This is a genomic window from Catenibacterium sp. AM22-6LB, from assembly GCF_003435615.1.
Classification (GTDB): Bacteria; Bacillota_I; Bacilli_A; order Erysipelotrichales; family Coprobacillaceae; genus Catenibacterium; species Catenibacterium mitsuoka_A.
This window is the reverse complement of sequence record NZ_QTUM01000070.1, coordinates 1-10255: the sequence shown is the minus strand read 5'-3', so window position 1 is coordinate 10255 and position 10255 is coordinate 1. Positions and strand designations below refer to the sequence as shown.

The 10255-nt window shown below is 38.8% G+C and carries 14 protein-coding genes and 2 pseudogenes; 2 read left to right on the top strand and 14 right to left on the bottom strand.

All coding sequences use genetic code 11. From position 1 onward, the window contains the following. Positions 1 to 44 precede the first annotated feature (44 nt). The 12 genes and pseudogenes from DW269_RS11280 to DW269_RS11215 form a co-directional block, all read right to left on the bottom strand. Complete coding sequence (locus DW269_RS11280; RefSeq protein ID WP_233502508.1) at positions 45 to 269, bottom strand: hypothetical protein; 225 nt, start codon at positions 267 to 269, stop codon at positions 45 to 47. A 49-nt stretch (positions 270 to 318) separates the two neighbouring features. Beyond that, complete coding sequence (locus tag DW269_RS11275; protein ID WP_002304397.1) at positions 319 to 582, bottom strand: DUF1292 domain-containing protein; 264 nt, start codon at positions 580 to 582, stop codon at positions 319 to 321. 16 nt (positions 583 to 598) lie between these two features. Continuing rightward, on the bottom strand, positions 599 to 853 hold the full coding sequence (locus tag DW269_RS11270) for a hypothetical protein (RefSeq protein ID WP_002588965.1): 255 nt from the start codon (positions 851 to 853) through the stop codon (positions 599 to 601). Between the two features lie 9 nt (positions 854 to 862). Beyond that, positions 863 to 1903, bottom strand: coding sequence for a hypothetical protein (locus DW269_RS11265; protein ID WP_002304399.1), 1041 nt, complete (start codon positions 1901 to 1903; stop codon positions 863 to 865). A 19-nt stretch (positions 1904 to 1922) separates the two neighbouring features. Continuing rightward, on the bottom strand, positions 1923 to 2792 hold the full coding sequence (locus DW269_RS11260) for a hypothetical protein (RefSeq protein ID WP_002578944.1): 870 nt from the start codon (positions 2790 to 2792) through the stop codon (positions 1923 to 1925). A gap of 503 nt (positions 2793 to 3295) precedes the next feature. Continuing rightward, a pseudogene (locus DW269_RS13240) lies at positions 3296 to 3599 on the bottom strand (toxin zeta); the annotation flags it as partial. A gap of 286 nt (positions 3600 to 3885) precedes the next feature. After that, positions 3886 to 4431 carry an AAA family ATPase gene (locus DW269_RS11240; RefSeq protein WP_002304402.1) on the bottom strand — a complete coding sequence of 182 codons (546 nt, stop codon included), beginning with the start codon at positions 4429 to 4431 and terminating at the stop codon, positions 3886 to 3888. 51 nt (positions 4432 to 4482) lie between these two features. Further along, positions 4483 to 4575: a zeta toxin family protein gene (locus DW269_RS13235; protein WP_231303533.1), complete on the bottom strand. Its 93-nt coding sequence runs from the start codon at positions 4573 to 4575 to the stop codon at positions 4483 to 4485. A 66-nt stretch (positions 4576 to 4641) separates the two neighbouring features. After that, positions 4642 to 4839, bottom strand: a pseudogene (locus DW269_RS11230) (antitoxin); the annotation flags it as partial. Beyond that, a complete protein-coding gene (gene erm(B), locus DW269_RS11225; RefSeq protein ID WP_117548156.1) occupies positions 4840 to 5601 on the bottom strand; it encodes a 23S rRNA (adenine(2058)-N(6))-methyltransferase Erm(B) in 762 nt (253 codons plus the stop codon). Positions 5602 to 5635: 34 nt separating this feature from the next. Continuing rightward, the gene (locus DW269_RS11220; protein ID WP_198957774.1) at positions 5636 to 5980 is read right to left on the bottom strand and encodes a helix-turn-helix transcriptional regulator; all 345 of its coding nucleotides are present in this window, start codon (positions 5978 to 5980) and stop codon (positions 5636 to 5638) included. Between the two features lie 100 nt (positions 5981 to 6080). Next, complete coding sequence (locus DW269_RS11215) at positions 6081 to 7217, bottom strand: site-specific integrase (RefSeq protein ID WP_110437427.1); 1137 nt, start codon at positions 7215 to 7217, stop codon at positions 6081 to 6083. A 397-nt stretch (positions 7218 to 7614) separates the two neighbouring features. On the opposite strand from DW269_RS11215, the gene DW269_RS11210 reads away from it, so the two are divergent. After that, positions 7615 to 7977 carry a helix-turn-helix domain-containing protein gene (locus DW269_RS11210; RefSeq protein ID WP_233503293.1) on the top strand — a complete coding sequence of 121 codons (363 nt, stop codon included), beginning with the start codon at positions 7615 to 7617 and terminating at the stop codon, positions 7975 to 7977. Positions 7978 to 8140: 163 nt separating this feature from the next. Here the strand turns inward: DW269_RS11210 and DW269_RS11205 are convergent, their stop codons facing one another. Together DW269_RS11205 and DW269_RS11200 are read right to left on the bottom strand one after the other, a co-directional pair. Then, positions 8141 to 8695, bottom strand: coding sequence for an ImmA/IrrE family metallo-endopeptidase (locus DW269_RS11205; RefSeq protein ID WP_110437429.1), 555 nt, complete (start codon positions 8693 to 8695; stop codon positions 8141 to 8143). A gap of 51 nt (positions 8696 to 8746) precedes the next feature. After that, the gene (locus DW269_RS11200) at positions 8747 to 9196 is read right to left on the bottom strand and encodes a helix-turn-helix domain-containing protein (protein WP_002304411.1); all 450 of its coding nucleotides are present in this window, start codon (positions 9194 to 9196) and stop codon (positions 8747 to 8749) included. A 286-nt stretch (positions 9197 to 9482) separates the two neighbouring features. Between DW269_RS11200 and DW269_RS11195 the strand changes: the two genes are divergently transcribed. Continuing rightward, positions 9483 to 10046, top strand: a complete 564-nt coding sequence (locus tag DW269_RS11195; protein ID WP_110437430.1) for a hypothetical protein — start codon at positions 9483 to 9485, stop codon at positions 10044 to 10046. The last annotated feature ends 209 nt before the right edge of the window (positions 10047 to 10255 follow it).

The window sequence follows — 10255 nt, the reverse complement described above, 5'->3', positions numbered from 1 at the left end:
TGAAAAATTACTGATTATTTTTTTGAATTTTTACTTGATTTCTATTATCCAATTTTTATATCGCTTGCTCCTGCGAAGGCAGCCAGGCACATTTCGCCTAATGGGGATAAGCTGATAGCTACTGTGAAAAAGTAAATACAAATCAGTTCAACAATGCTTCCTGACGAACCGAACACAGCAACAATCAGCAGAATATTAAGAGTAAAGAACAGAAGAGTTCCTAAGTTTGAGAAGCGAACAATTCTGCCTACACGATGCCAAATATCCATAATGCACCCCCCTTTTATCGTGTTGTTGGTTTGAGCTTGCATTGTTTAATTACTCAAATGTAAAGAAATCTTTGTTTCGCTCTTTGAACAGAGCAAAGACAGTCTCTAACACAAATTCGTTTTCAACACCAACATATTCTTCTGTTTCATCGTCAATTTCTTTCAGCTGCAAAATAACAACTTGCCCATCCGAATCTCCAATAGGAAGCAGGACAACATATTCGTTCTGGCGATACGGTATTAAGTCAAGAAATTCAAATTCAACTTCGTTCCCATTCTCATCATTCAAAGTTATAATGTTGTCTTCATCCATGTCGTCGTTCCTTTTCTTAATATAAATAATTATCGTTGATAATGATGCCTAATAGTTCAAAGAGATTATCCTTTTTGGAAAGAATGCATTTTTTCATGGCTTGTTTAATTTGTTCCGTTGAAATGCTATCAGGCAACATTTCCCTTGGGACACCATGACCGAATTGCCGAAAATACTGTTCTTCGATTTCATAATACTCATTATCAATTTTCGGTTCAGGTGTATTAAGGAAGCTATTCATAAAATCTGCAACGCTCTTGTTTTTGTCCATTGTATGCACCTACCTTTCTCTGCTCAAGACCCTAACATGATTATCTGGTCTAATAGAATCAATCATTGAAGAAAAAATACCAAACGCTGTAGGAAAGAAATTTGCTAATAGCTCTAATTTGCCTTGGTCTCCCATAGACGCTTCAAAAAAGTGGGCAAAGGCTTCTGCTTGTAGATTGCCCGGTCTCGTCCAATAGTTCCTTGAGTGACCATAATTTCCGTGCAATTGACCATTTGTTGTCGCATCAATTAAGTCCGAGAAGGAGTGAGCTGAATCCTGCCTAATACGGGTCAGAAAAGCAGTTTGCTTTTCCACTGGAAGATTGTTATATAAGCTCAGGATTCTTTGTCCGTCCTCAACCAGTGCCTCAGCAAATTCTGGAGTATTGGATAGATTGCTCCGATAGTTGCACGAAGCATGGTCGATCATGTGAGCAAGCTCGTGGAAATAAGTTGTTCCTGCACCTCTTGGATTTGTCATATCAGAAGCTGCATTGTAGTAGACTCCTCGTGAATGCCCTATATAATTTCCCGGTGAGTAATGTGCTGTCTGATCCGGTGGATATTCAGAATCTTGTATCATCAGTTTACCAGCGAAATGGTCAAACACTTCTCTGACATTCTGCTCTGCATTTTCATGGCGTTGTGATATAACAGCGATATATCCGTCTGGTGTGCTACCTTGGGTTAGCACGCCAAGGCAATACTGATAAGACGAATTACCAACATTAGGTGTTTGCAGACCCTGGAGGAAAGAATTTCGTGCAGAAGGAGTGTCCAAATTAACATTATCATATTCTTGTACACTTTTGGCAAGTGAAGCAACGTATTTTTCGGCCTGAAGCATAATCTGTAAAATATCATTCAGGGCTTTGTTGCAATCTTTTACGATAGTTCCCAGCTCATCGTACTTCTTGTCATTCCATCCAATTCCCAATTGCTGATATTTCATCTTCACAGAACTTCTTGTAGTTTCGATAGAAGAAATGGAGGTCCGCATATTTTTCAGTATTGTCAGTAATTGAGTTGCATCAGCATTTACGTTGCTCAAACACTCACCTCCTCATTTGTTAATCATTTCGAGTGTAGCTACCTGTTACTAAAACCGGGATATATGTATCAAGCGATTGAGCTGCAAGTGTTCGATGTCGCCCATCACTCTGAAATACATAATAAGAACCTACCTGCGCAACCTGGACAGGATTATTGTAATAGCTACGAATGGTATCATCTAACACTGGGTTTTGTGAAAGCTCATCCAAAGACATTCCTGACTCAGTATTTTGACGAACATCTTGGATGTGCGAAGCTCGCCTTAGAATGTTTTCTCTCGACCATCCCTCTCGACCATTCCGTGTCCAAAATCCTTCCGGGTTCCCAAGTTCTCGGTCACTGAGATAAACTCCTTCAATATCCCTTGCTCTAACGTATACGAGTTCTGGATTTTCATTTCGAGAAAAGGTATAGTTCCCGTTCTCCCAATAATCTCGATATTCTTCATAGTGATTTCCACGGGAAAAATATCGTTCAGCTGATAGTCTGTCTTGAACAAATGCAAGATTAGAACCAAAGGTATTTGACTCAAAGGTGGTTGTATCTGCACTTGATGGTGTAACAGCAAAACTACTGGTCTGAGGTGTGCTTGCAGATATTCCATTTGTAGATCCTAGTTGAACACTTTCGTATTCACTAAGGCTCTTGGCGAGTAAAGCCACATATTTTTCTGCTTGAAGCATAATTACCAATATGTCATTGAGAGCCTTGTTGCAGTCTCTTACAACCACGCCCAACTCGTTGTATTTTTTATCTTGCCATCCAGCACCTAACTGTTCATATTTCATCTTTACAGATTTTTTGGTAGTTTCGATGGAGGAAATGGAATCCTGCATTTTTTTCAGCATTGCGAATAGCTGAACGGAGTCAGCATTTACCATACTCATTTCATCACCTCCTGGCAGCGGATTTTGTGAAGTGCAAAGCGGCGATGTGTCAGGAAAGTCTGACACATCACTGCTTCGGCAAGATTTAATTTAGAGAGGAAAGAAATTGTTCCAACTCAGCAGCGGTCGGTGCAATGTACGGTTTCATCTGGTAAGTATCCTTAACACCGTCTGTGAAGTATACGCTCCTTTCTTTTTTCGTTTTGTTGGTTCATTTTCGCCAGTGTGTTCGTGTCGTTTGCTGTGACGAGAACGCAACATAGACACAAAGAAAACACAAGGGCGAGCTTGCTCGTTTATATACCCTTGTGTTTTCGACTGGATATGTTAAGGTAACAAACAGTAAATGACACGTTACAGACTGCAAAATGTACCAACTGAAAAAAGAAAGAATACCGTTGTGTGCTTTATTTCTCGATCAGCTTTTCAAACATGAGGAAAGGTTTTTATAAAAAAAGAGTAGTTACCGTTTTTTGGTAACTACTCTTTTCCTTTTTTAAGGTTTAAAGTCCTGGAAGTTTAGGTGTTTTGGGTATTGGTGGTGTAGGTAGCTGCAAGCTTTCCAATTTTTGTTGAATTGCTTTAAATTCAGGGGTTTCTTGGTGTTGATTTTGAACCATTTTTTGCTCTATTCTCTCCAAAGTCGGTTGAATTTCTTTCCCTGATACTTTACGATTTAATTCTCTTTCTAAGGTCTCTTTCGGACTAATGGAAGGCGTTTCTAAACTTGAATAGAAGTTTCACTCCTTCTCTATTATAAAGCCTTATATCGCTAAATAAGCCCGTTTTATGAAGGGTTTCTAAGCTGAAATGAACGGGTTTACACCCGGCCTTGACCTCCGCCCGCTGTCCCGCTGAATGGGTGGACAAGGCGGCCAATCCCTCAAAGTGCTTGGACGCTCTCTTTCTGATTTTGGAGCGTTTCTTTTCTAAAAATTGAAATGGGCGGGAAGCCATTTTAGGGCTTTCCCGCCTTGATTACTTTTTAGCAAAGACGGGCGTGACTGTCAACGGCGGCGCATGAAATGCGCCGTTCATCTTGACCGTTGACTGGCTCGGCTGGCTTTGCTATCTTCCTGACAAATGGGAATGTCTAAGATAGTAAAGACGTCCCACATGCAACTCTTTCTTTTATTGCGGAAACCGTATCTTTAATTGTGAATGTAGTTGTGTCTATGACATTTGATTCATATATCCCCAAACCGGAAAATTGCTCCCACATTGTTTCCACTAATTCAATATTTGTTTTTCTATCTAATTTTGAGCGTTCCACAGCTCGCTTCATAGTTTCTTTTTTACTCGCTCTTAATACAATATAGTGTACCTCGTAATCTTCTTGGGCAAGAGCTTTCCATGGCTCCAAAAACCATGGCCCGACAATCCCATCTACAATTACATCATATCCGCCACGAGCATATCGCTTTGCAGCTTCTAAAAAGGCTTCAATGACAACCAGATTTTGCTTGTTGGATTCTGGCAAATGTGGTGGTATTGCGCCTTTGCTTAAGTAATGAAAAAAGTCATCGGTGTGCATATGCACTGATTTATCCATATCTGATTCCTTTGCGACAATTGACGCAGTTGTTGTTTTTCCTGTCCCCGGTGAGCCTGTAATCACAATAATTCTTCCTTGATTCATCTGTATTTTCCCTCACAATTTGAATTTATCACTTTGTTCCTGCCTGCTCAATCATCTTCTTCGCAAACTGGTTTTCCCTGACCCTGATTGCCCACCAAGTAAAAAAGCGGTTGGCGATTCAACCGCTTTTTTACTTGAACCAATTCTTCTAAATTATCATTTAAGCGATTCTCAAACTGTTTGTCAGTAAAATTGACTATATTTGCCATATTAAGCCACTTTCTCTTTATTCAAAACTTGTTTTGAGTAACGATTCATTGACCGCCAATACTCATGAACGGCTTGTAATTCTTCTAAAGAATAATCAAAAAGATTTACACGTTTTGCAAGCTTTAATTGGTTTAATAAATTGACTTCCAATAATTGAGAGTCATTTTTATTTAATTCATGGTTCAAAACATAGTTTAATTATTTCCTCCCGTTAAATAATAGATAACTATTAAAAATAGACAATACTTGCTCATAAGTAACGGTACTTAAATTGTTTACTTTGGCGTGTTTCATTGCTTGATGAAACTGATTTTTAGTAAACAGTTGACGATATTCTCGATTGACCCATTTTGAAACAAAGTACGTATATAGCTTCCAATATTTATCTGGAACATCTGTGGTATGGCGGGTAAGTTTTATTAAGACACTGTTTACTTTTGGTTTAGGATGAAAGCATTCCGCTGGCAGCTTAAGCAATTGCTGAATCGAGACTTGAGTGTGCAAGAGCAACCCTAGTGTTCGGTGAATATCCAAGGTACGCTTGTAGAATCCTTCTTCAACAATCAGATAGATGTCAGACGCATGGCTTTCAAAAACCACTTTTTTAATAATTTGTGTGCTTAAATGGTAAGGAATACTCCCAACAATTTTATACCTCTGTTTGTTAGGGAATTGAAACTGTAGAATATCTTGGTGAATTAAAGTGACACGAGTATTCAGTTTTAATTTTTCTGACGATAAGTTGAATAGATGACTGTCTAATTCAATAGACGTTACCTGTTTACTTATTTTAGCCAGTTTCGTCGTTAAATGCCCTTTACCTGTTCCAATTTCGTAAACGGTATCGGTTTCTTTTAAATTCAATTGTTTTATTATTTGGTTGAGTACTTTTTCACTCGTTAAAAAGTTTTGAGAATATTTTATATTTTTGTTCATGTAATACCCCTTTTTTTTGTTCATGTAATACCCCTTTTTATTTGCTGTGAATATTCGCTCATTTTTCTTCCTCAATAAAAACTCTACCAGCTAACCAACATTCGTCTAATTCATTTGGGAATAATTCAAGCTGGCGAATCATATAATGTGTACTTGGAATGTAATCAAAATAAAACAATAGTGCTAGATATAAACTCCATGGAATTGGGCGTGTCCGATTTTCGTAGGCACTATAAGTTTGTCGTGAAATACCAACAGCCGAAGCAATTTCTTCTTGTGATGCACCAACTTTTCCTCTGAGTGCGGGTAACTCAATCGCCAATTGAGTGGCCAAGTTCTCTTTCTCATCTTTACTAAAATTCCAAAACTGCTTATAAGCATCTCGCCCTACAAATTGAATCAATAAATCTCCTCCTGGGTATACTCTTTCGTAGAGTACATTACTCCACGAAAAAACACCGCCAAACACTGAAAACTCAGCATTATTTGACGGTGTTGACAATTTATTTGACGGCTAATAAATCAGAAAGCCGTTGCATATTTTCTTTTTTTAAATCCATGGATGGGTGTACATAGCGATTCATTGTAATATTCACGCTGGCATGACCCAATATCTCGCTGAGACTTTTTACATCGAATCCAAGCTCTATGCACCTTGTAGCAAATGTATGACGTAACGAGTGATAATTTGCGGAGTTGATTCCGCTGTTTTTCAATACCTTCTTGAAATGATTTTGCATGGTTCTTGGTTCTAATGGATTCTGATCGCTATTGGTTAGAATGTAGCCAGTAGAAGAAGCTTTGTGTGCTGTAAGAATAGTCATTAAGCCATGGGGTACTGGAATAGTACGGATGGAGCAAGCACTTTTGGGTGTGGTAACAACAATCCTTGTCTTGCATTCACTGTTGGTTCTATCTTGGATTCTCTGGAGCGTTTGATGCACATGGATTGTGTAATCTGAGAATGAAACATCTTCCCATCGCAACGCACAAATTTCACCTACTCTGAGACCAGTGAATAAACATACTAATATACCAATATTGCAGGAATCAAGATTAGAATACAAGTATTGGCATAATTTTTCCTGTTCAGCACGACTCAAAACTCTCATTTCCTTCGTTTGACGTTTTATCTGTATAGATCGTGCGTCACAAGAAATGGCTTTCCCGTTTCGGGTGGCAAATTGTAAGATATTTCGAATTAGAGATAAAATATCTGAAACAGTTTTAGAGGAAAGTCCATTCTCCTTTAATCCACCAGAAACAAGGAAAAAATTACACTGCGTTTCAATAAACTCGTGTGTTATATCACGCAATTGTTTGCTTCCGAACACAGGAAGTATATACGAGTTGAGAAGATTCCTATATTTGTTGCTTGTAGATTCTTTCACTTTAGGACATATAGCTTGAAACCATTCCATAGCAACCTGTTCAAATTGATCTGAGCTAATTTCTGGATCGACAGTGACAGAATTACTCGTGCACGAACTTTGACTGATAAGTTTTGCTTTGACTTCTCGATATGATTTTGCATAAACATAACCGTAATTGGCTTTGCCTGTAGAAGATCGGGACTTAATGTATCTTCCTTCCCATCTGCCGTCTTTCCTTTTGTAAATATTTTCTCCTTTTCGTGCCATAAGGTACACCTCCTTCAATATGACTATAATTCTGACGGCAAATTGTGACTTTGGAACTTCCTAAGACGGATTTTTGCGCAAAACCTCGTGTTTTATGTCCCTAACATATTGACAAACAGTGCGACAACTTGTAAAATAGAGATGTAAATTAAAAAAAACAGAGAAGAATGCGATTCGTGGAGTAATGTACTCTACGAATTTTTTATTTTAAAGAACCTCAAGATAGCTCATATTGTCGTCTTGGGGTTCTTTTCATTCTATCATTTAATGCAATCTGCCTATAAAATTTTATCATATTGCATTTATAAATGCAACTTGCACCCAATGTTGGTTGTTGAGATTTTTGGTACATTTTATAATGTATAGCAGAATCATACACAGCATGGAGGTGATTGAAATGCAACCGGAAGTTGACTATATAAAAATCGGTCAGCGCATTAAAGCTGCTCGCCAGGAGAAGGGATACAGCCAAGCAGACTTGGGTGCGTTGGTTGGTTGCTCGAACAATCATATGAGCCATGTTGAAGTTGGACAGACGAAAGTTTCTTTGGCAATGCTTCTAAAACTGGCATTCGTCTTGGAAAAGAACTTTGACTATTTTTTGCTGGATACCCCATATGCAAAATGCGACAGCATCATCGATGATGAGATTGCTGCAAAACTGAAAAAGTGTAATGTAACAACATTGATAACCGTAGGAAAGATGATTGATGTCTTGATTGACCAGCAAGAGATGATAAAAAAAGCGGAGCTTGATTGATATAATGAAAAAGAAGCCCATTGACGGTTCTGAGTGAACTGCTGTGGGTTTCTTTTGTTGCAATACAATATACTGATCCTTTAAGAAACAAAAAGTCCACCAGTCATGATGCACTGCGCATCGTACTGGTGGACTTTTTCTGTAAAGATATAAAAATAGATATTCATATATCGCCATAACTAATGTCGTTATCGTAGGCATGAAGATCTTCTTTCAGGAAATCTGCTTTACGAATATACATCGAATTTACCAGCTCTCCTTTTTCGTGGAGCAGGCTGAATTTGTAGTCTAATAATGCTGCCGGTACATAGAGCATTTTAGCCGTTTCAAAAAATGTGTGTTCCGAAAGGCATTCCAGAACTTCCCCATCTTCTAACAGAAGCTCCGCCGCAAAAAAGTTTGCTTCATTTTCTTCGATTGATCTATCATCAAAAACTTCCATTTCTTGAAAGCCGTGCATCATGGCGATTTTTGTATGCAGGACAGCGTGTCCTAATTCATGTGCGACTAAGATACGTTCCAGGATGCCGTTCACATTGTGATCTATCACGATATTCTTCTGTCTGGACTGGTAATAGAAGAAGCCCTTCAATTTCTTCTGTAAATCGTAATAGTGGATTTTGATACCTAACAGCTGACATAGTTCGTAAGGGTCTCTGGTGTGATATTTTCGCACAAGCTTATCGACAGTTTCAATGATATGCTCTGCCGTTTTCATTTGCTTCACCTCCGAATCGCACACAGAAAACATATTCTGTGCTTGAGGATTTTACTCTTTATCTTTATGCTTTCTGTATTTCTTCGGAGTGTACTTTTCCCGTGCTGTTTTCTTAGAGTCCATATAAACTGACATAATCGCCTGGAAGAATACATCTTTTGCGTCCTCGTCCAATTCTCCACCGGCAAACAGAGAATTTACACGACCCAGCACTTCCTGAGCTTCTTTTGCTCCCTTTGAACCGAAGTTTTCCTTTGCCTCTAAAATAAACATATCCTGATCTATATGGCTCTGGCTGTCCGTTTCAGATTCATCCAAAAGATAGGACACAGAGATATGCAGCGCTTCAGCAAGTTTTCTGATGTTGCTTTTTCTGGGGAGTGTTCCGAGCTGCTCATAGGTGTAAAGGGATCTTTCGGAAATGCCGGTCATCTGGGCAAGCTCCGTTTGAGATAGGTTCATAGCCAAACGAGCTTCTTTAATTTTTTCTCCAAATGTCATGGTACTGTCCTTCCTTTCAAAAAATATTTATTCGTAACTTCCGATTATTTGTTGACAAACTTCTGGAAAATGCTATAATGAGAATCAGAACAGAAGTATTAGTTCCACTTAATTATATATCGGAACTTTTATAAAGTCAAGAACTTCCGATTTTGCTTCTGTTATTTTAATCAAATATCGGAAGTTATAGTCATTCTTGTCCCATGGTATTTGTTTCCCTTTAGCCAAGTGACAGGAGTTAGAAAGGAATTCTTATTTTATGGATTAGGCTGAAAGGAGATTCTGAATGAGCAGATATAATACACAGGTATTAAGCAATATTCGAATGCTTTGCCGGATGCAGAACATTGACGAAAAGGTTCTGTATGAAAGAGCAAAGCTGATTTTATCCATATATCGAGAGGTGTGCTGGTCTACTATTGATCGTGCGAATGATGTATGTGATACCCTTATTTGTACTTACGGTGACAGCTTAGATGGAGCATTGATTTATCTGGAGAACTTTGCTCCGGATGAAGCGAGAGAACGATTTGAAGAACGTATTCGAAGCTTATTCGAGACAAAGTGGATCATTGAACTGGTAGATATGGCGATGCTGAAAATCAGAGAATATCCGGATAAAGGCGCTCTGTACTGTGAGATTATCTCAAAGGCATATCTCAATCGCTTCAAGTACAAAGAATCAGAAATGCTGGAGGTTCTGAATATGGAACGCAGCAGCTATTATGACCGAAAGAAAGAAGCGATACTGTTATTTGGTCTGTCACTTTGGGGAACAGCCATTCCTAAATTGAAAGATTTCCTGGAAAGTGCCAGGGAGGAAGAAGCATTGTGTTATTGTGAGTGCTAAGACAGGATTTTAGTCCGACTAAAATCCGATGAAAATACGACGGTTTCCATACTGAAAGTCCGACTTGTCCAGTGTTAGAATGGCTATGCTGGGAGATAGCGGCATAAAATTGAATAGAGAGAGTTACGCCTCGTGCCTGTAATGGGTACGGGGCTTTTTTGTATGCCGGGCATGGCATATATCTAGGTGGTGAAAGTCCACTGTGGGGG